This is a genomic window from Bacillus sp. FSL K6-0069 (assembly GCF_038007785.1).
GTDB classification, from domain to species: Bacteria; Bacillota; Bacilli; order Bacillales; family Bacillaceae_G; genus Bacillus_A; species Bacillus_A mobilis.
Map to the genome: position 1 here is coordinate 3,375,653 of NZ_JBBOXN010000001.1, position 26,096 is coordinate 3,401,748.

25 protein-coding genes are annotated in these 26,096 nt (G+C 34.8%); 5 read left to right on the top strand and 20 right to left on the bottom strand.

Features of this window, described 5'->3' with window-relative positions; translation table 11 throughout:
- Positions 1 to 153: 153 nt before the first annotated feature.
- From MHB74_RS17305 to MHB74_RS17340, 8 genes are all read right to left on the bottom strand, one after another.
- On the bottom strand, positions 154 to 1,860 hold the full coding sequence (locus MHB74_RS17305) for a peptide ABC transporter substrate-binding protein (protein WP_061678501.1): 1,707 nt from the start codon (positions 1,858 to 1,860) through the stop codon (positions 154 to 156).
- A gap of 372 nt (positions 1,861 to 2,232) precedes the next feature.
- A complete protein-coding gene (locus MHB74_RS17310; RefSeq protein WP_061679901.1) occupies positions 2,233 to 3,945 on the bottom strand; it encodes a peptide ABC transporter substrate-binding protein in 1,713 nt (570 codons plus the stop codon).
- 347 nt (positions 3,946 to 4,292) lie between these two features.
- A complete protein-coding gene (locus tag MHB74_RS17315; protein ID WP_061679902.1) occupies positions 4,293 to 5,330 on the bottom strand; it encodes an LCP family protein in 1,038 nt (345 codons plus the stop codon).
- Positions 5,331 to 5,347: 17 nt separating this feature from the next.
- Positions 5,348 to 6,346, bottom strand: a complete 999-nt coding sequence (locus MHB74_RS17320) for a hypothetical protein (protein ID WP_061679903.1) — start codon at positions 6,344 to 6,346, stop codon at positions 5,348 to 5,350.
- A 12-nt stretch (positions 6,347 to 6,358) separates the two neighbouring features.
- Complete coding sequence (locus MHB74_RS17325; protein WP_061679904.1) at positions 6,359 to 6,892, bottom strand: sigma-70 family RNA polymerase sigma factor; 534 nt, start codon at positions 6,890 to 6,892, stop codon at positions 6,359 to 6,361.
- A gap of 127 nt (positions 6,893 to 7,019) precedes the next feature.
- The gene (locus MHB74_RS17330; protein WP_061679905.1) at positions 7,020 to 7,391 is read right to left on the bottom strand and encodes a VOC family protein; all 372 of its coding nucleotides are present in this window, start codon (positions 7,389 to 7,391) and stop codon (positions 7,020 to 7,022) included.
- Positions 7,392 to 7,441: 50 nt separating this feature from the next.
- Complete coding sequence (locus MHB74_RS17335; RefSeq protein WP_061679906.1) at positions 7,442 to 8,248, bottom strand: ABC transporter permease subunit; 807 nt, start codon at positions 8,246 to 8,248, stop codon at positions 7,442 to 7,444.
- Complete coding sequence (locus tag MHB74_RS17340) at positions 8,241 to 9,134, bottom strand: ABC transporter ATP-binding protein (RefSeq protein WP_061679907.1); 894 nt, start codon at positions 9,132 to 9,134, stop codon at positions 8,241 to 8,243. Before MHB74_RS17340 ends, MHB74_RS17335 begins: the two co-directional genes overlap by 8 nt.
- Positions 9,135 to 9,298: 164 nt before the next feature.
- On the opposite strand from MHB74_RS17340, the gene MHB74_RS17345 reads away from it, so the two are divergent.
- A complete protein-coding gene (locus tag MHB74_RS17345) occupies positions 9,299 to 9,892 on the top strand; it encodes a TetR/AcrR family transcriptional regulator (RefSeq protein ID WP_061679908.1) in 594 nt (197 codons plus the stop codon).
- Between the two features lie 92 nt (positions 9,893 to 9,984).
- On the opposite strand, the gene MHB74_RS17350 is transcribed toward MHB74_RS17345, so the two are convergent.
- A complete protein-coding gene (locus tag MHB74_RS17350) occupies positions 9,985 to 10,929 on the bottom strand; it encodes a helix-turn-helix transcriptional regulator (protein ID WP_061679909.1) in 945 nt (314 codons plus the stop codon).
- A gap of 82 nt (positions 10,930 to 11,011) precedes the next feature.
- Between MHB74_RS17350 and MHB74_RS17355 the strand changes: the two genes are divergently transcribed.
- Positions 11,012 to 11,455, top strand: coding sequence for a VOC family protein (locus tag MHB74_RS17355; protein WP_061679910.1), 444 nt, complete (start codon positions 11,012 to 11,014; stop codon positions 11,453 to 11,455).
- A gap of 56 nt (positions 11,456 to 11,511) precedes the next feature.
- On the opposite strand, the gene MHB74_RS17360 is transcribed toward MHB74_RS17355, so the two are convergent.
- The 8 genes from MHB74_RS17360 to MHB74_RS17395 all read right to left on the bottom strand — a co-directional run bounded on the left by MHB74_RS17360 (position 11,512) and on the right by MHB74_RS17395 (position 22,432).
- The gene (locus tag MHB74_RS17360) at positions 11,512 to 12,543 is read right to left on the bottom strand and encodes an oxidoreductase (RefSeq protein WP_061679911.1); all 1,032 of its coding nucleotides are present in this window, start codon (positions 12,541 to 12,543) and stop codon (positions 11,512 to 11,514) included.
- Between the two features lie 184 nt (positions 12,544 to 12,727).
- The gene (parC, locus tag MHB74_RS17365) at positions 12,728 to 15,151 is read right to left on the bottom strand and encodes a DNA topoisomerase IV subunit A (RefSeq protein WP_061679912.1); all 2,424 of its coding nucleotides are present in this window, start codon (positions 15,149 to 15,151) and stop codon (positions 12,728 to 12,730) included.
- Between the two features lies 1 nt (position 15,152).
- Positions 15,153 to 17,117 carry a DNA topoisomerase IV subunit B gene (gene parE, locus MHB74_RS17370; RefSeq protein ID WP_061679913.1) on the bottom strand — a complete coding sequence of 655 codons (1,965 nt, stop codon included), beginning with the start codon at positions 17,115 to 17,117 and terminating at the stop codon, positions 15,153 to 15,155.
- 375 nt (positions 17,118 to 17,492) lie between these two features.
- Positions 17,493 to 17,906 carry a CoA-binding protein gene (locus tag MHB74_RS17375; protein ID WP_000151391.1) on the bottom strand — a complete coding sequence of 138 codons (414 nt, stop codon included), beginning with the start codon at positions 17,904 to 17,906 and terminating at the stop codon, positions 17,493 to 17,495.
- A gap of 79 nt (positions 17,907 to 17,985) precedes the next feature.
- Positions 17,986 to 19,227: a S1C family serine protease gene (locus MHB74_RS17380; RefSeq protein WP_061679914.1), complete on the bottom strand. Its 1,242-nt coding sequence runs from the start codon at positions 19,225 to 19,227 to the stop codon at positions 17,986 to 17,988.
- A 203-nt stretch (positions 19,228 to 19,430) separates the two neighbouring features.
- Complete coding sequence (locus tag MHB74_RS17385; protein WP_061679915.1) at positions 19,431 to 20,108, bottom strand: response regulator transcription factor; 678 nt, start codon at positions 20,106 to 20,108, stop codon at positions 19,431 to 19,433.
- Between the two features lie 18 nt (positions 20,109 to 20,126).
- Complete coding sequence (gene nrdG, locus MHB74_RS17390) at positions 20,127 to 20,579, bottom strand: anaerobic ribonucleoside-triphosphate reductase activating protein (RefSeq protein ID WP_061679916.1); 453 nt, start codon at positions 20,577 to 20,579, stop codon at positions 20,127 to 20,129.
- Positions 20,576 to 22,432: an anaerobic ribonucleoside triphosphate reductase gene (locus tag MHB74_RS17395; RefSeq protein WP_061679917.1), complete on the bottom strand. Its 1,857-nt coding sequence runs from the start codon at positions 22,430 to 22,432 to the stop codon at positions 20,576 to 20,578. The genes nrdG and MHB74_RS17395 overlap by 4 nt, the downstream gene beginning before the upstream one ends.
- Before the next feature lie 225 nt (positions 22,433 to 22,657).
- On the opposite strand from MHB74_RS17395, the gene plsY reads away from it, so the two are divergent.
- Positions 22,658 to 23,254 carry a glycerol-3-phosphate 1-O-acyltransferase PlsY gene (plsY, locus tag MHB74_RS17400; protein WP_000258967.1) on the top strand — a complete coding sequence of 199 codons (597 nt, stop codon included), beginning with the start codon at positions 22,658 to 22,660 and terminating at the stop codon, positions 23,252 to 23,254.
- 108 nt (positions 23,255 to 23,362) lie between these two features.
- The gene (locus MHB74_RS17405; RefSeq protein WP_061679918.1) at positions 23,363 to 23,653 is read left to right on the top strand and encodes a HesB/YadR/YfhF family protein; all 291 of its coding nucleotides are present in this window, start codon (positions 23,363 to 23,365) and stop codon (positions 23,651 to 23,653) included.
- A gap of 28 nt (positions 23,654 to 23,681) precedes the next feature.
- Here the strand turns inward: MHB74_RS17405 and MHB74_RS17410 are convergent, their stop codons facing one another.
- Positions 23,682 to 24,101 carry an acyl-CoA thioesterase gene (locus MHB74_RS17410; RefSeq protein WP_000495809.1) on the bottom strand — a complete coding sequence of 140 codons (420 nt, stop codon included), beginning with the start codon at positions 24,099 to 24,101 and terminating at the stop codon, positions 23,682 to 23,684.
- Between the two features lie 109 nt (positions 24,102 to 24,210).
- On the opposite strand from MHB74_RS17410, the gene MHB74_RS17415 reads away from it, so the two are divergent.
- Complete coding sequence (locus MHB74_RS17415) at positions 24,211 to 25,503, top strand: glycosyl hydrolase family 18 protein (protein WP_061679919.1); 1,293 nt, start codon at positions 24,211 to 24,213, stop codon at positions 25,501 to 25,503.
- 68 nt (positions 25,504 to 25,571) lie between these two features.
- On the opposite strand, the gene sspN is transcribed toward MHB74_RS17415, so the two are convergent.
- Both sspN and MHB74_RS17425 read right to left on the bottom strand, forming a co-directional pair.
- On the bottom strand, positions 25,572 to 25,706 hold the full coding sequence (gene sspN, locus MHB74_RS17420) for an acid-soluble spore protein SspN (RefSeq protein ID WP_000527987.1): 135 nt from the start codon (positions 25,704 to 25,706) through the stop codon (positions 25,572 to 25,574).
- Positions 25,707 to 25,749: 43 nt separating this feature from the next.
- Entirely contained in the window at positions 25,750 to 25,893 is a 144-nt protein-coding gene (locus MHB74_RS17425) for an FbpB family small basic protein (protein ID WP_001254697.1), read from the bottom strand.
- Between the last annotated feature and the right edge of the window lie 203 nt (positions 25,894 to 26,096).

The window sequence follows — 26,096 nt, forward strand, 5'->3', positions numbered from 1 at the left end:
ATCAATAACAATCTATTACTACTATACGAATTCTCCCCCATCTACTATATGTAAGTACCACTTTTCTTATTCTTCTCTATTTATTTAAATTTAATTGAATAGTAAAAGAGCGTTTAAAAAATAAATAATATATTTTTCAAACGCTCTTTTTTCTTATTTCCCTTCCGTTACATACGCCCACTTAAAGCTATATTCTGGACTAATGTTATGTTTCACAATTCCTTTAACATTCGGTTTCATTACATACGCTCTTCCTGTTTGATATAAAGGAACTAACCCAGCATCTTCTTCAAGGAATAATTTTTCTGCTTTTCCTAACGTTTCCCAACGCTTCTTCGCATCACCCATTAATTCATTACCTGCTTTTGATACCATATCATCATATTTGGCATTTGAGTAACTCATTTGGTTATACGGGCTCTTCGACTCGAACATATCGATAAACGTCATTGGATCCGCGTAGTCTGGACTCCAACCTGCATAAGAAATTTCATAATCTTGTGCAGTCTCTAATTTTAATTTTTGTTTGAATGGCTGAATTTTTGTATTAATCGTTACACCCTTTAAATTTTTCTCAATTTGATCTTTAACATAATCAGCAATCTTTTTCGCAGTTCCATCATCATAACTTAGTAATTCAATTGTAACTTGATCTTTGCCAAGTTCTTTTTTCGCTGCTTCCCACGCTGCTGCACCTTTTTTCGGATCATATTTCAGACCATTTTTAAATGTATCTTGGAAATCTTTACCGTCTGGTCCTGTCGCAAGTCCTTTTGGTACTAATTGATCTGTTGCTTTTGAACCATTATTTAAAATAACATTTGCTAAACCTTTTTTATCAACTGATAATGCGATTGCTTCACGAAGTTTTTTGCTCTTTAACGGCGTATCTTGTCCGTTACGCTTTTGATTTAAACGTAAGAAGAATGTACTTGATTCTGCATACTCGCCATATTCTTCTTTGTTCGATTTATATTTATCTACAAACTCTCCTGATAGTAGTGTGAAATCAATTGATCCTGTATCATATAAGTTTACTTTCGTCGCAACTTCTTTTACTACACTATAGTTAATTTCTTCTAATTTCACAGTCTTCTTATCCCAATACTTATCATTTTTCTTTAGCTGCCATCCTTGTTCATGTTTCCATGAAGACATCACGAACGGCCCGTTATACACCGTTGTATCTGCTTCTAAACCGTACTTATCGCCTTTTTCTTTTACGAATTTTTCATTTAACGGATAGTATGACGGGAATGCTAGTAAATTCAAGAAATATGGTACTGGCTTTTCTAATTCTACTTCTAGTGTATAATCATCTACTGCTTTTGCTCCCAAATCTGTTAGAGGTTTTTCACCTTTATTAATTGCTTCTGCGTTTTTAATATAGTAAGCAATAAATGCGTATTCTGACGCTGTATTTTTATCAAGTAAGCGCTGCCATGCAAATACGAAATCTTTCGCTGTTACAGGATCACCATTCGACCATTTTGCATCTTTACGTAATTTAAATGTATATTTTTTGCCATCCTCGCTTTTCGTACTAGATTCTGCAGCAGCTGGGATTGGCTTATTATCTTTATCAAGACGATATAATCCTTCCATCGTGTTCCCTAAAATTTGTGACCCTAACGTATCAGTAGATTTAGACGTATCCATCGTCGGAATTTCTTGATTCTCTGTACGATTTAATACTTGTTTTGCTGCGTATTTAATTTCGGATTTGTTCTCTTCCCCACCACCACTAGACGTCGTACTTGATTTCTTCTCCCCACCAGATCCAGAACACGCTGTCAACGCCATACTCATCGCTAAAACTGGCGCTACAACCGCCGTGAACTTTTTCATCTTTTTCTTCATTTTTGTACCCTCCCCAATTATATGTACGGAACTAATTTTGATAGATTTTCTAATAACTAGTTATCAGAAAATTCTTATTAATTAATATTCTACTAACTTTTCTATTTTTGTAAAGTTATTTTTAAAATATTCTAAAAATTATTTTTTTGTTATAGTAAAATGTATTTTTCACAATTGTTACTATACAAATTATTTATATCTATCAATTCATTTACATTTAATCTCATAATAAAAGAGCATTCCAAAAGTAAATAGTCTACTTTTAGAATGCTCTATCATTTTATCTTACTATTGTGGACGATGAGATTCTCACTACAAAATAAGCTAAGAAACTTTTATAAATCCACCTAAATCTAGTATTACTGTTTAAAATTATTTCCCATCTTTTTCAGTCATGTATGCCCACTTGAAGCTATACTCTGGGCTAATGTTATGGTGAACGATGCCTTTTGCGTTTGGTTTTTGAACGTATGCATCACCACGTTGGTATAAAGGGACAAGCGCTACATCTTGCTCAAGAAGTAATTTCTCAGCTTTTCCTAGCTCTTCCCAACGTTTCTTCGCGTCACCCATTAATTCTCCGCCAGCTTTTTTGATCATATCATCATATTTTGAATCAGCGAAGCTCATTTGGTTATGAGAATGATTAGACTGGAACATATCTAAGAATGTCATTGGATCTGCGTAGTCAGGTCCCCAACCAGCATATGATAAATCATAATCTTGCTCTGTTTCTAATTTCAGCTTTTGTTTGAATGGCTGAAGTTTAATATTAACAGTTACACCTTTTAAGTTTTTCTCAATTTGATCTTTTACATATTCTCCAACTTTTTTCGCATTACCAGTGTCATAGTTTAATAGCTCAATTGTAACTTGATCTTTTCCAAGCTCTTTTTTCGCTTCATCCCATGCAGCCGCTGCTTTTTTCGCATCTGGTTTAATACCATTTTTAAATGTTTCTTGGAAGTCTTTACCGTCTGGTCCAGTTGCTAATCCTTTCGGTACTAAGAAGTCCGCAGGCTTAGATCCATCATTTAAAATAACGTTTGATAAATTCTTTTTATCGATTGATAATGCGATTGCTTCACGTAATTTTTGGCTCTTTAACGGTGTATCTTGTCCACCACGTTTTTGGTTCATACGTAAGAAGTAAGTACTTACTTGTGAGTATGTGCCAAACTCTTCTTTATTGCTTCTATACTTATCAACGAATTCACCTGTTAATAGCGCAAAATCAATTGCATTTGTATCATATAAGTTTACTCTTGTAGCTACTTCTTTTACTACACTATAGTTAATTTCATCTAGTTTTACAGTCTTTTTATCCCAATATTGATCGTTTTTCTTTAGTTTCCAGCCTTGCTCGTGCTTCCAATCAGTAAGAACGAACGGTCCGTTATATACTGTTGTATCAGACTCTAAACCGTATTTATCCCCTTTTTCTTTTACGAACTTCTCATTTAATGGATAGTACGATGGGAATGCTACTAAGTTTAAGAAGTATGGTACTGCTTGTTCTAATTCAACTTCAAAAGTAAGGTCGTCTACTGCCTTTACTCCTAGTTCTGTTACAGGTTTTTCCCCTTTATTAACGGCTTCTGCATTTTTAATTGGGAATGCAATGAATGCATACTCAGCAGCTGTTTTTGGGTCTAATAGACGTTGCCAAGCATATACGAAATCTTTCGCTGTTACAGGATCACCATTTGACCATTTTGCATCTTTACGTAATTTGAATGTATATTTTTTACCATCCTCACTCTTCGTGCTTGACTCTGCCGCAGCTGGGATTGGTTTGTTATCTTTATCTAATCGATATAAACCTTCCATTGTGTTCCCTAAAATTTGAGAACCTAATGTATCAGTATTTTTAGAAGTATCCATTGTCGGAATCTCATTTGTTTCAGTACGATTTAGTACTTGTTTCGCTGCTAATTTTTCTTCTGATTTGCTATCTCCGCCAGAGCTAGAATTTGTGCTTGTCTTCTTATCTCCGCCTGATGTAGAACATGCTGTCAATGCCATACTCATTGCTAAAACTGGTGCTACAACTGCTGTTAATTTTTTGATTTTTTTCTTTTTCACTTTCTGTACCCTCCCTAATTCTTAACGCTCTCATTTAAGAATTTTCTGATAATTCTGTTTTTCTTTATATATTTATCAGAAGATTCTTATTAACTATTATTCTACTAATTTTTTGAGTTTTGTAAAGTGTTATTATTGAAAATTTTTAAAAAATTATTTTTTTACAGTAATATTCATAAAAATTCCATAATCTTTCGAAACACTATATCTCATTGAATTCTATGTATTGATTTAATAGCCTTTATATCCCTCCACTATAAAACACTTGTAAATTATTGTTAATAAATAATGTATATCGTAACAAACCTCTTTTCTACAAAAATAAAAAAGCAGGCATTACGCCTGCTTCAATTCTCTTCAATCTGCTTTTCACTTAATCCTAGATGTGTTCTAAGCGTATTACTCAAACTCTGTAGATCTTTTTTATTAGGATTATAATAATATACACGTTGCCCATTTGGACCGTTAGGTAAATATAAATCATCACCAGCTAATTGTATTTTTTCAACTGAACCGTTTAAACCGTACTTATAAAATGATAAAATATCATCCATTACTAAGTTTGTTTTAAAATCACCGTCAACCGCCTCAACCATTTTTTCTAGTTTCGTAATCGAACCTACACTTTTTAATTTACTTAACATCGCTTCAATAACAAGCTGTTGACGCTGACCTCTCATTGCATCACTGTCAATATGACGCGTTCTTGCCAGTGCAAGTGCTTCTTCCCCTGTTAGTTTTTGTAGTCCTTTTTTCAAATGAATCGCATCAGGCTCATCTTTACTATTTTGCTCCGTAAATTCAACTGGGACATCTACTTCAATCCCATCTAACCCATCAACAATTTTAGTAAATGCATTAAAATTGAACTTCACAAAATAATCAACAGGCACTTGTAACAATTTTTCTACCGCTTCCACCGAAGCTTGTGGTCCTCCATCTTTACCATTTTTAACGAAACCACTTCCATATGCATGCGTTATTTTATCTTTTTTCTTTTCAACTGGAACATATGTATATGTATCACGTGGTATGCTCGTTAATTTCACTGTCTTATCATCCTTATTAAAAGTAGCTAGCAGTAGTGCATCTGTATGAAAAGCACCATTATATTCCTTTTGCCGTTCTTGATTTTCATCAATTCCCATAATTAAAAGTGAAACATTATTTGCAATTGGTTTTACGGTGTTCTCACGTAAATGTGATTTTTCACCACGTGCTAAATGTAAACTAGACTTTTGTACGAGATTAGAAGTTTTCATATACACATAAGCACCATATCCCACTCCGCCAAATAGTAATACTACTAACAATACACTTATTATCATTGTCTTTTTATATTTTCTTTTATTTTTCTTTTCTCTTGAAGGAGATGTATTCTCCATATAGTTCCCTCCGTTTTCTATTCATCTAATATGTTTTTCAATTTTTCATACTTAGCACTATCCTTTTGAAATACATTCTCTTTCAATCCTTTGTTTATTTGTATCCATTCAGTCGTAATCGAATATTGAATCATACCTTCGTGGAAACTAAGGAACTTTAGCATAATCCCCGTATTTTTCTCTACAACCATTTCAAATTTCCCTTTTAAATCTTCAGATGTACTTACAGGCATTTCTATGTTTATTGTCCCTTCTATTTTGTAACAGTCCAGTCCAAGATACTTCGTTTCTTTATAATTCCAATCTTTATATCGAATTAATAGATCAGCAAACTCTGATTGAATACTATACTTAGCAAATCCCACATATTCATCATCATATCTTTTTTTCTCGCCTGATTTTCTCAATAATCTTTCCGTGGGATTTAATTTTAATAGTTCATAGTTTCTTTCTTTTGGGCTCCATTTTGTTTCTTTATATGTATACTTCTCATCATCAAATTCTTTTTTCTTGCCCTCGTTATATATAATTGTTCGTTTTTTCGCTAGTTTATCTTCTTTCGAAGAGATCCCACTTTGTTGCTCCGTATCAATCGCATATTTGTATGTTGTAGCAATTCTTGATGAGCTAGAATATTCTTCAAATTGTCCTGAAATATTTTTAAAATAATCAATGGAATCCAGCATCTTTTCATGAATTTTTTCTTTATCTGGATAATTTACGTTCGATTTTATTTCCTCTTCATTTTCATAATCAGAAAACGCCTTTTTCTTTACATATTGAAATACTCCACCATTTTGAGCAAAAATTTGATCAGAGAACTCCGACATAGATACGATTGAAAGTGCTAGAACAGCAGCACTTATAACCATCATATACGCTCTGTAACCTTTCTTTTTGACCGGAAGATTATGTAGTGTACGATTAATCTTTTCATTTAACTCTGGCGGTACTATAATATTCTCATCTTTTATTCTCTTTTTTAATTTCTCATCAAATAATTTTTCGTTATCCATCCTATACACCCCCTATTCCATCTTTAATTGTTTTTGCAGTTGTTCCCTCGCACGTGATAATCTCGATTTCACTGTTCCTTTTGGTATTTCTAAAAGCTTCGCTATACTCTCTTGATTCATATCTTCATAATAATAAAGCACCGTAACAGCTCTTAATTCTTTATGTAACGATTGAATCGCATTACACAAATCTATATCTTCATACTGATCACACGCACTCATATTGTAATCATTCTCTTCTGTCACAATTACCTTTTTATACGCTCTAATAATATTGTTACACTCATTCATTAAAATTCGAATTAACCAAGTTTGAAAAAACTCTTCTTTTTTTAATTTTTTAATATTTTCATAGGCTTTTAAAATTGTTGCCTGTATCGCATCTTCTATATTTGTCTCATCACGTAACATAGCCTTTGCAATGCGATACATCTTCACTTTTTCTGTATGTATAAGCGCCATAAACGCTTCATGATTACCTTTTTTCGCTAAAGAAACATCGGTTTCTTCTTTTACAATCATTTTATATAAAGGGATTACTTTCACAATTGCTCCTCCTGTTTCATCCTCACTTCAAATTTAACTTTACATGTATTAGACGGATGAACCTAGAAAAAGGTTCATTTCTTTGAATATTTTCATAAAAAAAGGTAAACATTTTTCATGTTTACCTTTACTCAGATGTAATTCTAAGGAAATATCCATCTGGATCCGTAACTTTAAATCCCCTCATCTCCCACGGATACGTTTGAATTTCTTCCTGTATTGTGCACCGCTTCTCTTTACAACGTTCATATACTTCTTCAATCCGATTGACAACAATAATTAGTTCAAAGCCATTCCCCTTAATTTCTTTTCGATTGTAAAAATAGTGATTTTCATTCAATCTTGAATCACTGACTAGCAATAAAGAAAACTGGTCGTGATTAAAACGTGCTGCATGCATATCTTTTTTATACAACTGTAAACCAATTACTTCTTCATAGAACAATAATGACTTTTCTATATCATTTACATATAGCTGCACCCGGAACAACTGATTCATTCATTTCCTCCTCATCAAAAAAAGCCCACTTTTTCAGTGGACTTTCTACTTTACAACGGTAAATCCCTCTTCTTAAACACTAAAATCGCTACTATGAAAATACAAAGTGCTCCAGCAGTTAAACCTATACTCACTGGCCATATATTATACGTTCCCTCAGCAATCTCTTTCGGACGAAATAGCGTAAATAATGATATATTTCTCATCCATTCTAACTTATCACTTAATTTACCTACCATATCCGTTACGAAAAATAAAATTGTTAAACTTGCTGAATAGCTAAGTGCCTTTCTTTCATCATTACATATGCAAGAAAAGAAAAAGGAATAAGCACTAACGGCTAAAAATATGAGCCCTCCGACTACATTTATCTTCAAGAATAATTCTTTATTTAAGTTATTATCTTGTAGAAACCATTCTGCACCTACTATACCCGCTACATACGTAACAGTTACTATAATGAGTAGTCCCAATATGAGAATAGACGCTTGTGTGATTGCAATTTGCACTCTAGATACTGGTGTTGCTAGCAAGTATGCCATCGCTCCTTTATCTACATGACGAGCAATTAAATGTGTTGCAACTGTTACACAAAAAATTGTTAATATGATAATAAACAATAAACTATAATATTCGCCAGCTAAAAAATCCATTACGTTTTGAATCGGACTTTCCATGCCAACGATTTTTTTCACACTATCAGGCATAGCACTTATTAATTCATTTAACCCTTTCGCCGATACCATTGAAGGGAATATCCAAATTAACAACCATAAATATAGAGCTGCACCGGTTGCATAACTCAAAATACTTTTTTGTGTTTCTTTCAAACTAGCTAAGAACAATTGCTTATTCATGCTTTACCCCTTCTTTCTTATCGTAATAATGCATAAATAAATGTTCTAAATCCATTGCTCTCGTTTGAAGTGCCGTTACATTATAGTTTGAAAGTGTTTGTAAAACAGCTTGATAGTTTCCTTGTACAATAATTGATGCTTCTCTTCCTTTCACCGCTTCAAATTGCAAATTGCATTGCGCCAGAGATTCAATCTCTTCTTGCGATGATACTGTTACATCTATTACCTGACGTCTCATACTTTGTAAATCATGAATATTTTCAACCGTTACAAGGCGACCATCTTTAATAATCGCTACTCGATCACACGTACGCTCAATTTCAGTGAAAATATGTGACGACATAAGAATTGTTTTTCCTCTTTGTTTTTCCTCTACTATTAAATCTATAAATACTTGCTGCATAAGTGGATCGAGCCCTGATGTCGGTTCATCTAAAATTAACACTTCTGGATCATGCATAAAAGCAGCAACAATCCCTACTTTTTGCTTCATTCCTTTAGACATTTTTCGAATCGGCGTTTTCACATCAAATTGCAGACGTTCTATTAATTCATCTCTTCTTTTCGTATCCTTAAGCCCACGCATTCCTTGCATTAACTTTAAAAACTCTAATCCGTTCATTCCTTCAATAAAAGAGATTTCTCCTGGTAAATAGCCAACTTCTCTTTGAATTTTCGCTGCTTCATTCCAACAATCTAATCCAAAAATTGTTGCTTTACCATCTGTCGGTTTTATAAATCCCATTAAATTACGAATCGTTGTGGATTTCCCGGCACCATTTGGTCCTAAGTAACCGAATACTTCCCCTTCTTTTACATCAAATGTAATATGAAACAAACCTTTTCCATTTGAAAACTGTTTTGTGACATTTTGAACTGAAATCATAATTCCACCTCATTTTTTGAAATATTTAATATGTGATATTTCAAAATTATTGTACTCCTCATCTTTCATATTCGCAACAACTTTTTGAAATATTTATATGTCCATATTTCAAAAATATTGTTTTCCATTATTTTTTCTTGTATATTTTAATTGAGGTGATTGCATTGAACGGCTTTGAAAAAGTGAAAGAAAAGAAAAAACGTGCCATTAAAGAGGCCGCCTTCTTATTATTTTCAGAACGTGGATTTAATGAAGTGAAAATAGAACATATTGCAAAAAAAGCAAACGTTTCTCAAGTTACCATTTATAATCATTTCGGAAGTAAAGATGCGTTATTTCGAGAGCTTATACAAGAATTTATTATATCTGAATTTCAATATTATAAAGATCTTGCAGCGGAAAAATTACCTTTTCATGATATGATGCAAAAAATGATTGTAAGAAAAATGAATACTGGTGGGTTATTTCAGCCAGATATGTTACTACAAATGATGCAAAGAGATGAAGAGCTCCGAGAGTTTATTTATAGTTATCAAAAAGAAAAAATCCTACCTTGGTATTTAGAAATATTAGAACAAGCACAGCAAAAAAATGAAATTAACCCTCACCTTACTAAAGAAATGATGTTATTATACATTCAAATGTTCACTAAATTAGGTGATGATTTCGGAGCACAGCTTCTTGAAGGCGATCGCGAAAAACATATACAAGATATCGTTACGATGTTCTTTTATGGACTGTCCGTCCCAGAAAAATAATGTTTCTAGTGAACAAATAACATCACAAAAAAACCCTTTAGATATTTAAATCTCAAGGGCTTTTTCACATCAAAAAATGATTAAAACTAACTTTATCTTAAAGAAGTTAAATGCTTTTTTATAGATAATACCTTATTGTAGATTAACTCTTTTAACATAACAGGCTGAATGGAGATAATCGTTTCTCCGAAATTCAGAAAATAGTTCGAAATAAAATCAACTTCTTGCTTATTAAAATAGCCTGTTATCATGTAATTTTCATTTTCTTTTTGTATCTTCATGGAAGGATAATTCTCTTTATCAAAAATGTCTTTTCCTTTTTGATTAACAATGACACTAAAATCAGTTGCATCAGGCTTTCTATGAAAAGTTGTAAGATAACTTAACAATTCTTCAAGATTTTTTGGATTCGTATTGCTTGTTTCCTCAATAGAAAGAATTTTATCACATCTAATGATTTGAACATGATTTGTCTCAAAATTAAAGATTTTAGCATACCACTGGCCAAATTTAGATTCGATTCGAATAAATTGAGCTACCATTACTTTCTCCACATCTTTTTTTAAATATGTTAAATGATAAACTCGCTCAGCAAAAATCCCCTGTAAAATTTCTTTTAAGAACGGACTAAAATTACTATGATTTGTTACTTCAAAAGAAAGCGTTCGTTCCATAATTGAAATATTTTTACTCACATTTTCAGGTAATACATGTTTAAATTTATTTTCAAGTGCAATACTTTCTATATTAAATGGTTTTGTCTTGTATCCATTTAATGTGAGAATCGAAAAGTATAACGCATACATTTCATCCACACTAAAATAAATTGGCGATAACACACTATTTTCTATAATTTTATAACTTCCATTTCTACCTAATTCAGAATATAATGGTACACCTATTTCTTCCAATGATTGAATATCTCGTAAAGCTGTACTTTTAGAAATAGCATATCTAACCATTAAGTCCTTTAAATTAAAATGCCTTTTATTATTTAAGAAAATAAGCATATCATTAATTCGTTCCGTTTTTTTCATATTCCCCTCCCGAAAGGTGTCATGTATTGAAACCTTTTTAGTCTATATTATAATTATTAACTAATAAAGGAGTTGTATATGTATGACATTAGAAATAGCTATTTTTCTTTCAATGAATGGGCATGCAAAAGAGGCAATTAATTTTTATACACGCAATTTAGAAGCTAAGCAGTTAATGATTGTTACGTATGAAGAACTGGCGAAAAGAAATCGTTCTTTTAAAATTACAAGTGAAAATAAAGATCATATTGCTCACTCTGTTTTACAAATTGGGAATACAAAGCTAATGATAGCAGAAGATACAATGAATCCTAAGGAATGTTATAACGTTGGAAATAACATTTCACTTTGCATTCAAAGCGCTAATTTAGAAGAAATAAATAGATTTTATAATAATTTAATTTCCGATAAGAACGTGAAGGTAATCTCTCCACTAGAAAAAAATATATTTAGTGAAGCATATGGAATTATTGAAGATCCTTACGGCATACAAATTCAGCTAATGTATGACAAACGATTAAGCTAAATAATTAGTCATATTCACATTTTCCTAATAAAAAAGACACGAAATTCGTGTCTTTTTTATTTTACAGTGATAACTCTACCTGTTTCACTACTTTCAATCGCTAATTGAATAAGCCTGATAACTTCTAAGCCTTCTTGTGCTGTTACAGGTGGTTTATCGCCATTTACAATACTATCTCTTACACCTTTATAGTACATATCATAACAGCCAACTTCTGTCGGAATACGCTCTAGCTTTTCTTCCGTATCTAAAATAGCGAAATTCTCTTCCGCATCTACTCCATAACCGTTATCGCCTGGCTTCATTCCATTTTTTAATTGTTCCTCCTGTGAATCCATACCGTATTTCACGATAGAACCTTTATCTCCATGCAGTGTAAAGTGTGGACCTGCTTGCTTTACGTAACTGCTACTATGTAAAGTGACACGTTTCACACCGTAGTGAAGTATAACATGGAAGTAATCATCAATTTCTGCACCTGGTCGTTGTTTGATCACATCTGCACTTATCGCATCTGGTTTCCCAAATAATGATAGTGCTTGGTCAATTAAATGCGATCCTAAATCATATAGTATACCTGATCCTGGTAAATTCTTTTCTCTCCAGCGATCACGTACATTCGGGCGAAAACGATCGAAATGCGCTTCATATGCGTATACATTTCCTATTCTATTTTTTTCTAACAATTTCTTTATCGTTAAGAAATCATTATCAAAACGACGATTATGATATACACTTAAAACCACATTATGTTGCTCTGCTAACGAAATAAGCTCTTCCCCTTCTTCAATTGAAACAACGAATGGTTTCTCCACAACTACATGCTTACCATGTAAAATTGCTTCTTTTACATATGGAAAATGAGTCGTATTCGGTGAAGTAATGACCACTAACTCAATATCAGCACGATTTACTAATTCCTCAATTGTGCCAACAACTTCAGCGTTTGGTAATGCTTGTTTCACTAGTTCTTCTTTTGAAGATAAAATAGCACGAATATCGTATTCTTCTATCGTTTGTAATAATGGGATGTGAAATGTTGTACTAGAAAACCCAAATCCTACAATCCCTACACCTATTCTTTTCATGTTGCCCCTCCATCTGTCCGGCTTCAACTAATAATCAGTGGGGATAAAGAAAACACTCACTGATTAAAGTTTCACTTTATGAGAACGATTTCATTCAATTATTATAACAAGATTATTGTTATGGACATAATAATTTGCCTAGAAAAAAGCATCTTGCTATTATTCATAGCAAGATGCTTTCACTTTACTCCGGTCGTTTTTTCGTCCACGTTTCAATAACTTCACCAGTATCATTAACATCTAGTACTAAACTACCGTTACTATACCGGTCTTTATTTCGATACGCTTTCGGATCAATTTCTTCTACGATGTGCTTCTCTGTCTTCATGTAAACTAGTTCATCGTCTCGAACAATTTCAATACCGACAATACGGTATGGATTACGTTTTAACTCTTTGAAAATAACAAGACCTCGCTTCGCCCTCGTTGATTTTTCAATTTCTGATGCTTTTAAACGTTTTACAGCACCGCGCTGCGTTACGAGAATAAGTTGATCTTTTTCACCATTTAACGGTTTACCAGAAGCAACATAATCATCTTCTTTTAAATTAATTGCTTTCACACCAGCGGCCCTTACACCGACTGGACTTACTTCATCTTCATGGAAAATAAGTGCATATGCACCATAGGTTGCAAGCACGATATCACTCGTTCCATCTGTTGCAAATATATCTACTACTTCATCATCTTTTTTCAAGTTTACAGCAACAAACGCCCTTGAATAACGCTGTACTTTATATTGGTTTAATTCTGTTTTCTTAATCATGCCATTCTTTGTTACAAATACGATAAATCGTTTTTCTTCTTCAAAATTCGGTACGACGGTCGCCCAAATAATCATTTCATCTCGCTCGAGTGAAACGAGATTCGCAACGTGTTGACCTAAATCTTTCCAACGGATTTCTGGCATTTCATATACTGGCAGATATATATAGTTTCCTTTATTCGTAAATAAGAGGACTGTCTCTGTCGTATTCGTATCGAATCGCTCCAGTAAGATGTCACCCTCTTTCATACCGAAGTCTTTCCCGTTCGATGCATTATGCGAACGCCAACCTGTTCGTTTCACATATCCTTCTTTCGTTACAGTAACGATGACATCTTCCTGCGGAATCATCACTTCCACATCGATTTTAATTTCCTCAATTTGGTCTTCAATAATAGCACGGCGATCATCACTATATGTTTTCTTTACTCTCTTCAAATCTGTTTTAATAACTTGAAGAAGTCTTTTTTCACTTTGTAAAATTGCCTGTAATTCTGCAATTTTTGTACTTAATTCATCCGCTTCTTTTTCCAGTGCTGTAATATCTGTATTTGTTAAACGATATAATTGCAACGAAACGATTGCTTCTGATTGTGCTTCTGTAAAGCCGAATTTAGCACTTAAGTTATCTTTCGCATTGCGCTTATCTTTAGAAGATCTAATCGTTTCAATTACTTGATCTAAAATTGATAATGCTTTCATTAAACCTTCAACAATATGTTGACGATTTTCTGCTTTTCGTAACTCATACTGAGAACGCTTTGTTACGACTTCTTTTTGGTGTCCAATATATGCATCCAAAATTTTTGGTAACGTCATAAGTGTAGGACGACGATTATTTATCGCAACCATATTAAAATTATATGGAATTTGTAAATCTGTATTCTTATATAAATAATTTAAAATACCTTCAGCATTTACTTCTTTTTTCAGCTCTACAACGATGCGAAGACCTGTACGATCTGTCTCATCACGTACTTCAGCAATTCCATCTAGTTTTTTATCTAGACGTAATTCATCCATTTTTTTAACAAGGTTCGCTTTATTTACTTCATATGGAATTTCTGTAATAACGATTTGTTGCTTACCACCGCGAATCGTTTCAACTTCAGCTTTCCCGCGAATAATAATTTTACCTTTTCCTGTTTCATACGCTTTTTTAATACCATCAATCCCTTGAATAATACCACCGGTCGGGAAATCTGGTCCTTTCATAACTGTTAATAAATCATCAACAGTACTATTCGGCTTATCAATACGCATCATCGTCGCATCAATTACTTCCCCAAGGTGATGGGGAGGAATTTCTGTTGCATAACCAGCTGAAATCCCTGTAGATCCGTTCACTAATAAGTTCGGGAACATCGCTGGAAGCACAACAGGTTCTTCACTCGTATCATCAAAGTTTGACACAAATTCTACTGTTTCTTTATCAAGATCACGTAACAACTCAGATGCGATTGGTGATAAGCGGGCTTCCGTATAACGCATTGCCGCTGCTGGATCGCCATCCACACTACCATTATTACCATGCATTTCAACTAAAACATTACGTACTTTCCAAGTTTGACTTAAACGTACCATCGCTTCATATACAGAGGAATCACCGTGTGGATGGTAGTTACCGATAACATTACCAACTGTTTTAGCTGATTTACGAAATGCTTTATCATGTACATTTCCTTCTACATACATAGAATATAAAATACGTCTTTGTACAGGTTTTAAACCGTCACGCGCATCTGGAAGCGCGCGGTCTTGAATAATATATTTACTATAACGTGCAAAGCGGTCACCTAACACGTCTTCAAGCGGGAGGTCATGAAACTTCTCTGCCTGCATGTTATTCCACCTCCGTCTCCATAATCATTTCATTTTCTAAAATATTTCCTTCTTCTTGCATACCAAATTGTACATTTCGTTCGATCCATTTACGACGAGGTTCTACTTTATCACCCATCAATGTCGTAACTCGGCGCTCCGCTCTTGATGCATCGTCAATTTTCACACGAATCAACGTACGTGTTTCAGGATTCATAGTTGTCTCCCATAATTGATCTGCATTCATTTCGCCAAGTCCTTTATAGCGCTGCAGCATGTAGCCTTTACCAACCTTTTTTGTTACACCATCTAATTCTTCATCGGACCATGCATACTCAATTATTTCACTTTTCCCTTTTCCTTTACTTACTTTGTATAAAGGAGGAAGTGCAATAAATACTTTGCCAGCTTCGATAAGTGGTTTCATATATCTGTAGAAGAACGTTAATAACAATACTTGAATGTGTGCACCATCTGTATCGGCATCGGTCATAATTACAACTTTATCGTAGTTAATATCTTCAACAGCGAATTCATTCCCTACACCACCGCCAATAGCGTAAATGATTGTATTAATCTCTTCATTTTTAAAGATATCAGCAAGTTTTGCTTTTTCTGTATTGATTACTTTACCACGTAACGGTAATACCGCTTGGAAACGTCGGTCTCGACCTTGTTTCGCTGAACCACCGGCAGAGTCACCCTCCACTAGGTACAGTTCATTTTTTTGCGGGTTACGTGATTGTGCGGGTGTTAACTTACCACTTAATGTACCTTCTGATTTCTTTTTCTTTTTACCAGTACGTGCTTCCTCTCTCGCTTTGCGAGCAGCCTCACGTGCTTGCGCTGCTTTAACTGCCTTTCTCACAAGAAGTGTAGCAACATCTGGGTTTTCTTCTAAAAAGTAAGCTAAATGCTCTGATACAATGGCATCAATTGAAGAACGAGCTTCACTTGTACCTAGTTTCCCCTTCGTTTGACCTTCAAACTGAAGTACTTCTTCTGGTACACGTACAGAAACGATAGCCGCTACACCTTCACGAATATCTGTACCTTCTAAGTTTTTATCTTTTTCTTTTAATAACGATACTTTACGAGCATACTCATTGAACACACGAGTCATTGCTGTCTTAAACCCAGCTTCGTGTGTTCCACCATCTTTTGTACGTACGTTATTTACAAACGAAAGAATATTTTCTGAGTAGCCATCGTTAAATTGGAATGCTAGCTCTGCCTCAATTCCATTTTGTTCACCAGTGAAATATACTACCGGATGGATTGAATCTTTTTCTTCGTTTAAGTATGAAACGAAAGCTTCAATTCCTGTTTCATAATGAAAAACATCTTCTAAATCATTTCGCTCATCTTTTATTGAGATTTTCATCCCTTTTAATAAGAATGCAGATTCACGTAATCTTTCACATAATGTTTCGTAATTGTAATTTGTTGTGCTGAAAATCGTTGTATCTGGTTTGAAATGCATTGTCGTACCAGACTCTTTCGTCTTCCCGATTTTCTCTAACGTCGTTGCAGGCACACCGCCATTTTCAAAGCGTTGTTCATAAATATTTCCGTCACGCTTAATCGTTACGACTAACCATTCAGATAAGGCGTTTACAACTGATGCCCCAACACCATGTAAACCTCCACTCGTTTTGTAACCACCTTGACCAAACTTACCACCAGCATGAAGTACAGTTAAAATAACTTCAGGTGTAGGTTTCCCAAGTTTATGCATTCCCGTAGGCATTCCTCGCCCTTTATCTATAACGCTAATACTATTATCTTTATGTATTACGACAGAAATTTCGTCGCCAAATCCCGCTAACGCTTCGTCAACGGAGTTATCTACTATTTCATATACTAAATGATGCAATCCACGGCTATCCGTACTCCCGATATACATACCCGGGCGTTTTCGAACGGCTTCAAGTCCTTCTAGCACTTGAATTGCATCTTCATTATATTGGAACTGATGCTTCGCCAAACTCCTTGCCCCTTTCCTAATCAAATCAGAACATATGTTTCTATTATAGAATAACGCCTCGACTATAGTTTTGGCAAGTTATCTTATCTCTTTTATATACCATTTTCAATAGAAAAATCCTTGTTTTTTTCACAAGGATTCCTCTAGGCTACTATTTCAGAAAAATAATCGTTTGTCAACGAGAAATGGATATGTATGCCAAGATTACACATTCCAAACCTTTATCATGATCCAAATGATCAATATCCAAAATGGGATAACGAGTAACAATCCCCAAAAACAGCCTTTAAAAAATCTCATGATGAACACCTCGTTCATCGGCCCTACTTATCTATAACGAGGGCTGAATCAATCTTTCTCTCTTTAAAATCTATACTACTTTGTCATCGCATGTTCTACTTTAATACAACGATCCATTATTACAGTATAGCCTTTTTCTTTTAACAGTTTATATGTATCTTCATCTTGTACTCCTAATTGTGCCCAAAAAACATCTGCATCAATCTCTACAAACTCTTTTGCAACATCCATTAAAAATTCTGAACGGCGGAATACATTTACAATGTCAACATGTTCCTTAATATCCTTTAGTGAAGAAACTGCTTTTTCTCCAAGCACCTCATCTACTGTTGGGTTTACTGGAATAATGCGATACCCAGCATCTTGCATTGCTTTTGAAACCATATACGATGTACGTTCTGGTTTATCCGATAATCCAACAACTGCAATCGTTTTACTTTTCTTTAATACTTCACCAATTTCCGTACGAGTTGGGTTTTCAATTGTCATAATTTATCCCTCCTATTCCTTTAGTATAGCCGATAAAGAAAGTCTCTTTCAATATGAAAGAGACTTTCTTTTATTTCAATTATTGATTCTTTGTAGCTGAATTATCTGCTAAAGTAGCTGTTTTCGTCATTTTTTGACCGTTACGATAGAATGTAACTTCTACTTTTTCGCCTACTTTTTTCTTTTCATATAAATATTTACGGAATTGAAGTGAATTTTCTACTTTTTGATTATCTAATGCTATTACAATATCATATTGCTCTAAACCAGCTTTTTCGGCAGGTGATATTGGGTAAATTTTACCTAATACAACGCCGCTTGTTACTTCTTTTGGTACTTTCAATTGATTTACTGCATAAGCTTGCACATCTTCTAATGAAACGACACCTACTCCAAGAGCTGGACGTTTCACTACTCCGTCTTTTTCAAGTGATTCAATAACTGGTTTTGCGATATTAATTGGAATAGCAAATCCAATTCCTTCAACTTCTTGTTGTGCAATTTTACTTGAATTAATCCCAATTATTTCACCGTTTTGGTTAAATAACGCACCACCACTATTACCTGGGTTAATCGCTGCATCTGTTTGAATAACTTGAGCATTCCAATCCGCACGTTTATCGCCATCAATATCTACTGGAATTTCACGTTCTTTACTACTAATAATGCCTTCCGTTACACTTCCATCAAACCCTAGTGGGTTACCGATTGCAATTGCTTTTTCACCAGCTCGGATTTTACTTGAGTCACCTAAAGTGGCAACTTTATTTACATTAGACCCGTCAATTTCAACAACAGCTAAATCTAACCAAGGATCTTTCCCTACTAGTTTTGCATCTACTTGTTTACCATCACTTAATTTTACAGCAAGTTTATTTGCACCATCTACTACGTGGTTATTTGTTACAATATATGCTTTATTTCCTGCTTTTTTATAAATAACACCTGATCCTGAACCAGCTTGTTGTTCTTGGCCTGTTGGTTGCATTGCAAATGGATCAATGCTTTGTTGCATATTAATAACACCTACAACAACATCTTTCGCGCCTTCAATCATACCAGGTAAATCAGTTTCATTTTTAGCTTTATTGACAACAGGAACTACAGTACCTTCAACTTTTGAATCCGAACTGAATGATGATACGGCCGCTCCATTATTTTGAGCCCATGGCATATATGGTGCTGCAAAACTAATTGTGACAGCCCCAACTACCGCTCCGACTAAACCTGTGAAAAAATAACCTTTTTTACCGCCTGATTTTCTCACTTCTCTCGTTTCACTATGCTCTTCATTTAAATTCGGTCCGTCGTAATATCCCATGTTTTATTTCCCCTCTCTGGTGAATTCGTACTTTCAGTATAGTCACAGTTTGTGTCCTTCTTGTGAACTCATCGTGAAATCCAATTAAAAAAATACTCTTATCTAACATTGTAGACAAGAAAAGTATTTTTTGTACATTCCACCTACAAAAGAGAGTATAAATTTGCTATATCCCAAAGCCAAATTACATAGTATTTTCAAGGTTATTCTTCAAATTTATAACCAACTCGAATAACAGTACCGATATGCTTCGCTTTATCTCCTAGCTTATTTCGTAGTTTTTTAATATGAGTATCAACTGTTCGGTCATCACCGTAGTAATCATATCCCCATAACTGATCTAATAAATGTTGACGTGACAACACAATTCCTTTGTTCTCCATTAAATAAACAAGAAGTTCAAATTCCTTATGTGTCAATATAATTTCTTCTCCATTTACTAACACCGTTCTAGATAGGCGATTTACTTCTATTCCAGCTAAAGACATAGTATTTTCTTCCGCTACTCCTACCACGCCATCCGCACGTTTCAATAACGTCTTCGCGCGAGCTACTAACACTTTCGGGCTGAAAGGTTTCGTTACGTACTCATCTGCACCTAATTCGAACCCTAGTAATGTATCATCCTCATCTGAACGTGCTGTTAACATAATGATAGGTACTGCTGATTCTTTTCTAATTCGTCTACAAACAGACCATCCATCTATTTCTGGTAACATAATATCTAACATAATTAAATCAATTTCATGCTCTGCAAATAATTCTAATGCTATTTTTCCGTCTTCTGCTTCGATTACTTCAAAGCCTTCATTACGAAAATAATCACTAACGATTTCACGTAGTCTTCTTTCATCTTCAACTAGTAATACTGTTTTATTCATATCATCTATCCCGCCTTTTTACTCTTTCAATCGAATAATACGTTGATTGGAGCTTCCGCGAAATGGAAGTGTTAAATCTTTTTTCTCGATTTCAAATCTTCCATCGACTAAAACATCCCCATAATGTAACAACTCTATCATATCATTATTTTGAGAACTCTGTATCTCTTCTAACGTATAACCTGTATACATCCATAGATTTTTTTTCAAATCTTTCACTGCTTGTGCTACTTTCTTCACCTCAGTAGCTTGGAAAAATGGATCTCCACCTGAAAATGTTACATCAGTTAATGGATTACTTGCAATCTCTTTCACAATTTCTTCTACTGTCATTTCAGTTCCATTACAAATATTCCACGATTTCGGATTATGGCAACCGAAACAACGATGCGGACAGCCCGCAAAAAACACGACTGTCCGCAACCCTTCTCCATCTACTACACTATCATGAATGATGTTCATCACTTTCATTTATGCTTCACCCGATCCATCTCTTCACTGCGTTTGGCACTATTCCACTTCGACATATCTCCTACAAGATAGCCTGTAATACGGCGAATCCTTTCTATATTAGCCTCGTCTCCATTTCCACAGCTTGGGCATTCATTACCAATAACCCCGTGGTAACTACAGCACTTACAACGGTCAACAGGATGATTAATTGAACCGTATCCAACGCCATGATCTGCCATCGCTCGCACAATTTGTTTTAACGCCTGTTTGTTATGCATAGCTGCTCCATCTAGCTCAATATACGTAATATGTCCCCCGTTACATAAGGCATGGAAAGGTCCTTCTAAACGAATTTTATTTATCGCTTGAATGTTATAATAAACTGGGATATGGAATGAATTCGTATAATAATTATGGTTCGTTATACCGCTAATCACACCAAATTCTTCCCTATCCTTTTTCACAAACTTCCCTGATAATCCTTCTGCAGGAGTTGCAATTACTGAGAAATTCAGTTCATGTTCTTCCGTCGCTTTATCCATTCTATCTCTCATAAAGGAAATGATTTCATACCCGAGTTTCCATGACTCTTCATCTTCTCCATGATGCTTTCCTGTTAAAGCTACTAAACACTCCGCAAGACCGATAAAACCAAGACTTAACGTCCCTTGCTTTAAAATGGATGCTACAGAATCTTCAGGATGTAACTCTTCTCCACCACGCCATACACCTTGTGAATATAAAAATCGAAAATCTCTTGCTCGCTTCGTACATTGATACTCAAATCTCTCTAATAATTGCTTAATTCCTAAATCTAAGTAATAATTTAACGCTTCAAAAAACGCTTCTTTTGAACCACTAATTAACGCTAATTTCACTAAGTTGATAGACGTAAATGATAAATTACCTCTTCCAATCGCTGTTTCTTCTCCATGTATGTTAGACATAACACGGGTACGACATCCCATGTAACATACTTCACTTTCCGGTCGCCCGTCATAATGCACGGCATTAAATGGCGCATCTAAAAATGAAAAGTTAGGGAATAATCGTTCAGCCGTTGTCTCTAACGCTAATTCAAATAAATCATAGTTCGGATCACATTCTTCAAAGTTCACGCCTTTTTTCATTTTAAAAATTTGAATAGGAAAAATTGGTGTTTCTCCTTTACCAAGACCAGCTTGTGTCGCTTTTAAAAGCTGTCTAACTAATAACCGTCCCTCTTTTGATGTGTCTGTTCCATAATTAATAGAAATAAACGGTACTTGTCCCCCGCCCCTACTATGCATACTATTTGAATTGTGAATGAAAGCTTCACACGCCTGATACGTATCATTTTCTGTTTCTTTCCATGCAAATTCTTCTATTTGTTCTTTCGTAAGCGGATATGACTGTAATCGTTTCTTATGTCTCGCTATTGTTTTTCTCACATATGGAGCTAAATCAATATCAAAGAGTGCAAACGATTGACCACCGTGCTGCATATTTTGATTCGCCTGAAAAATAATAGACGAAAGAGCCAATGCACTTTTAATATCCTGCGGCTGTCTCATATGCCCATGTCCAGTATGAAAACCGTTTGCAAGCATTTGAGCTAACGGAATTTGCGAGCAAGTCGTCGTTCCTGTCGCATAAAAATCTAAATCATGTGGATATAATATATTTTGATTTATCGCTTTTTTCACTTGATCTGACAATAAATTTTCAACTGCATAATATTTCGCACTCTCTGATGCGAACGTTCCCATTACTCCCATCGGAGAGCGGCCATCTACATTTGCATTTTCTTGCATTAAATCTTGCTCACTACCGTGGACAATCGTCTCAAACACTCTCATTAATTCTTCTCCACGTACATTTCGTTGTAACATTTATAACCCTCCACCAATATGTTGTTGTCTTTTGATTAAAATGTTACTACATATAGTCTTGGTGTTTCTGTGAGAAATGTAACATTCCTGTGAAATTTTTTTCACGAAATAATGAATTTTTCATTTACAAAAAAGAAATGTGCTCTTTACAAATGTATGGTACAATATACGGGAAAAACTCTTTTTACCCTTTATCAACACATTTGAATAAAGGAGACTGAACTTATGGTTACTACATATCTTTTATTTATCGTTGCCTACTTACTTGGCTCGATTCCATTCGCACTAGTCGTTGGAAAAATCGGCTACGGAATCGATATTCGTGAGCACGGAAGCGGTAATCTAGGCGGAACAAATACATTCCGCACACTAGGGAAAAAAGCAGGTTTTATCGTTACAATTGCTGACATTTTAAAAGGTACATTAGCAACAAGCCTACCGATTATTTTCGGATTGGATGTTCACCCACTTTGGTTCGGATTAGCAGCTGTTCTTGGACATGTGTATCCGATTTTCGCAAAATTCCGTGGTGGTAAAGCTGTTGCAACTTCTGCTGGCGTGCTATTATGCTACTCTCCAGTTGTTTTTGCAATATTAGCTGTTGTCTTTTTCAGCCTTTTATTTACAACAAGATACGTATCACTTTCTTCTATGGTAACAGCCGTTGTTGCTGTTATTGCATCCATTGTTAGCGGGGATAAAATCTTCATTATTGCGATGTGTTTATTAGCAGGTATGGTTATTTATAAACACCGTGCAAATATCGGACGAATTATAAATAAAACTGAACCGAAAGCAAACTTTTCAAAAAAGCAAAAATAAGATCGTAACCCACATAACGCAAAAAGAAAACGTGAAGCATATTAATAGCGTCTTTTTGCGTTATTTTTTATACTAAAGAAAAAGCAACATAATTTGGAGGAACTATACATGAATCTTTCCGTAACAAAAGAAGCAGCACAATGGTATAAAAATGAATTAAACTTACAATTGGGTGAAACACTACGCCTATTCGTACAATACGGCGGTTGCAGTACTGTGCAAAAAGGACTTTCTTTAGGTATTCGTAAAGATGACCCTGCACATCCTGCTGTTCAAACTCAAGAAGAAGGTATTAACTTCTTTATTGAAGGCGATGATGAGTGGTTCTTCGATGGACATAATTTATCTGTTACATTTAACGACGGTGATGATTTCCCGCAATTTAATTATGAAAAATAAAAAAAGCGTGGCTTCTGCCACACTTTTTTTATTTTTTCTTAATTTCCTCATATTTAGCATACCACTCAGGATATAACTTTTTAAATGATACGGGCCTGAACCCTTCTTTTTTCGCACAAATATTCGTCGTAGTTGCAGTAATACAAAGATCTCCATCACCGTTATATATTTCATAACCATATACAACACGAAGCGGGCTCACAGTGTCCACCCACGTTTTCACAATTGCTTTTTCACCGTAACGCATCGCTTTACGATATGAAATTTGTAAGTCTAACACAGGAGAAATAATTCCCTCTTTCTCCATCTCAACATATGAAAATCCTAAATCTTGTATAAGTTTCGTGCGACCTAATTCCAGCCACACTAAATAGTTTGAATGGTAAACAACACCCATTTGATCTGTTTCCGCATAACGGATTTCAACTTCATGTTCTGCTACAAACATTTCTATTCGCCTTCTTTCACTTCTGCTACCTTGCATACATTTAATCATAATACAGCGGAATCAAAAATAAAATAAAAACAGTGAATCTTTTACTGAAAGGAGCAAGCATATGATTCAAATTGTAACTGTTCGTAGCGGTGATAGCGTATATAGCTTGGCATCAAAATATGGATCAACACCTGATGAAATAGTAAAAGACAATGGACTAAATCCATCTGAAACACTCGTCGTTGGTCAGGCACTAATCGTGAATACGAAAGGAAATAATTATTATGTACAGCCTGGCGATAGCCTCTATCGAATTTCTCAAACATATAACGTTCCTCTCGCTAGCTTAGCTAAAGTGAATAACTTATCTTTAAAATCCATTCTCCATGTCGGGCAGCAATTATATATACCGAAAGGGACAAAACGAGCAGTAGAATCCATCGCTTATTTACAACCTTCAACTATACCTATTAAAGAAAGTTTAGTTAATGCTACGCGTGCTATTAATCCATTTTTAACATACTTAGCTTACTTCAGTTTCGAGGCAAAAAGAGATGGTACGTTAAAAGAACCAACTGAAACAGCTAAAATCGCTAATATTGCAACGCAAGGTAAAACCATCCCTATGCTCGTTATTACAAATATTGAAAATGGAAATTTCAGTGCTGATCTGACATCAGTTATTTTACGTGATGCAACGATTCAAAACAAATTTATTACAAACATTTTGCAAACAGCTGAGAAATATGGTATGCGAGACATTCATTTTGATTTCGAGAGCGTGGCACCTGAAGATCGCGAAGCGTATAATCGTTTTTTACGAAATGTGAAAACACGATTACCTAGCGGATACACATTAAGTACAACGCTTGTACCGAAAACAAGTTCAAATCAAAAAGGGAAATTTTTCGAAGCTCACGATTATAAAGCACAAGGACAAATTGTTGATTTCGTCGTTATTATGACATACGACTGGGGTTGGCAAGGCGGACCACCGATGGCTATTTCTCCTATCGGTCCTGTAAAAGAAGTACTTCAATACGCAAAATCTCAAATGCCTCCCCAAAAAATTATGATGGGGCAAAATTTATACGGATTTGATTGGAAACTTCCGTTCAAACAAGGGAATCCGCCAGCAAAAGCAGTTAGCTCTGTCGCAGCTGTTGCACTAGCTCGTAAATACAATGTTCCTATCCGCTATGATTTCACAGCTCAAGCTCCACATTTCAATTACTTTGACGAAAACGGCGTACAACACGAAGTTTGGTTTGAAGATTCGAGATCTATTCAAAGTAAATTCAACTTAATGAAAGAACAAGGCATTGGTGGTATTAGTTACTGGAAGATCGGTTTACCATTCCCGCAAAATTGGCGTTTACTCGTTGAAAATTTTACGATTACGAAAAAGGGCTGACAAAAGTCAGCCCTTTTTTACTATTAAAAATCCGTCACAAAAAAGAAGAATGACAACATTCTCCCTTTTTAACCGTTATCAACAATCGGTTGTTTACCTGTTTGGTCTTGCATTTGCTTTCCTTTATTGCCACCAGCTTTTTTTGATTGTGTCCCAATATGATTCGGTGCAAAGTCTTTTGAATTTTTTTTCGGATTACCCATTACTATCGCCTCCTTAACACTAGTATCGTACTAGTGTTAAGAATTATTCAGCTTGCTTAAAAAGTTTCATTTCATAACGTTTTTCAATACGCTCTTCAATACGATCGATTGCATCACGATCGCTTAATAATTGTTGTTTATTTTCTTTCACAAGTTCGTCAAATGATTTACGGCGACTTCTTCTCACGCTGTTCACCCTCTCTCCTTCGCATTCTTACTATACATAGTATGAGCAAAGGAAAAACTCTTTAATCAGATTTGCAAGAAAATTTTATGTTTTAGTACTCCTAAAAAACGCCGTGTACAGTAAACTGAAGTGAACCCGAATAGTGGTACATGAAAAAAACACCTCCTGAATTCGCATACTAAGTATGCAAATTCAATGGAGGT

Excerpts from the sequence above, each read along its gene's own strand:
- MHB74_RS17305 (WP_061678501.1), bottom strand. The coding sequence starts at position 1,860 with ATGAAGAAAAAGATGAAAAAGTTCACGGCGGTTGTAGCGCCAGTTTTA.
- MHB74_RS17315 (WP_061679902.1), bottom strand. The coding sequence starts at position 5,330 with ATGGAGAATACATCTCCTTCAAGAGAAAAGAAAAATAAAAGAAAATAT.
- MHB74_RS17320 (WP_061679903.1), bottom strand. The coding sequence starts at position 6,346 with ATGGATAACGAAAAATTATTTGATGAGAAATTAAAAAAGAGAATAAAA.
- MHB74_RS17330 (WP_061679905.1), bottom strand. The coding sequence starts at position 7,391 with ATGAATCAGTTGTTCCGGGTGCAGCTATATGTAAATGATATAGAAAAG.
- MHB74_RS17335 (WP_061679906.1), bottom strand. The coding sequence starts at position 8,248 with ATGAATAAGCAATTGTTCTTAGCTAGTTTGAAAGAAACACAAAAAAGT.
- MHB74_RS17340 (WP_061679907.1), bottom strand. The coding sequence starts at position 9,134 with ATGATTTCAGTTCAAAATGTCACAAAACAGTTTTCAAATGGAAAAGGT.
- MHB74_RS17350 (WP_061679909.1), bottom strand. The coding sequence starts at position 10,929 with ATGAAAAAAACGGAACGAATTAATGATATGCTTATTTTCTTAAATAAT.
- MHB74_RS17355 (WP_061679910.1), top strand. The coding sequence starts at position 11,012 with ATGACATTAGAAATAGCTATTTTTCTTTCAATGAATGGGCATGCAAAA.
- MHB74_RS17360 (WP_061679911.1), bottom strand. The coding sequence starts at position 12,543 with ATGAAAAGAATAGGTGTAGGGATTGTAGGATTTGGGTTTTCTAGTACA.
- parC (WP_061679912.1), bottom strand. The coding sequence starts at position 15,151 with ATGCAGGCAGAGAAGTTTCATGACCTCCCGCTTGAAGACGTGTTAGGT.
- MHB74_RS17375 (WP_000151391.1), bottom strand. The coding sequence starts at position 17,906 with ATGACAATTGAAAACCCAACTCGTACGGAAATTGGTGAAGTATTAAAG.
- MHB74_RS17380 (WP_061679914.1), bottom strand. The coding sequence starts at position 19,227 with ATGGGATATTACGACGGACCGAATTTAAATGAAGAGCATAGTGAAACG.
- MHB74_RS17385 (WP_061679915.1), bottom strand. The coding sequence starts at position 20,108 with ATGAATAAAACAGTATTACTAGTTGAAGATGAAAGAAGACTACGTGAA.
- nrdG (WP_061679916.1), bottom strand. The coding sequence starts at position 20,579 with ATGAAAGTGATGAACATCATTCATGATAGTGTAGTAGATGGAGAAGGG.
- MHB74_RS17395 (WP_061679917.1), bottom strand. The coding sequence starts at position 22,432 with ATGTTACAACGAAATGTACGTGGAGAAGAATTAATGAGAGTGTTTGAG.
- plsY (WP_000258967.1), top strand. The coding sequence starts at position 22,658 with ATGGTTACTACATATCTTTTATTTATCGTTGCCTACTTACTTGGCTCG.
- MHB74_RS17405 (WP_061679918.1), top strand. The coding sequence starts at position 23,363 with ATGAATCTTTCCGTAACAAAAGAAGCAGCACAATGGTATAAAAATGAA.
- MHB74_RS17410 (WP_000495809.1), bottom strand. The coding sequence starts at position 24,101 with ATGTTTGTAGCAGAACATGAAGTTGAAATCCGTTATGCGGAAACAGAT.
- MHB74_RS17415 (WP_061679919.1), top strand. The coding sequence starts at position 24,211 with ATGATTCAAATTGTAACTGTTCGTAGCGGTGATAGCGTATATAGCTTG.
- sspN (WP_000527987.1), bottom strand. The coding sequence starts at position 25,706 with ATGGGTAATCCGAAAAAAAATTCAAAAGACTTTGCACCGAATCATATT.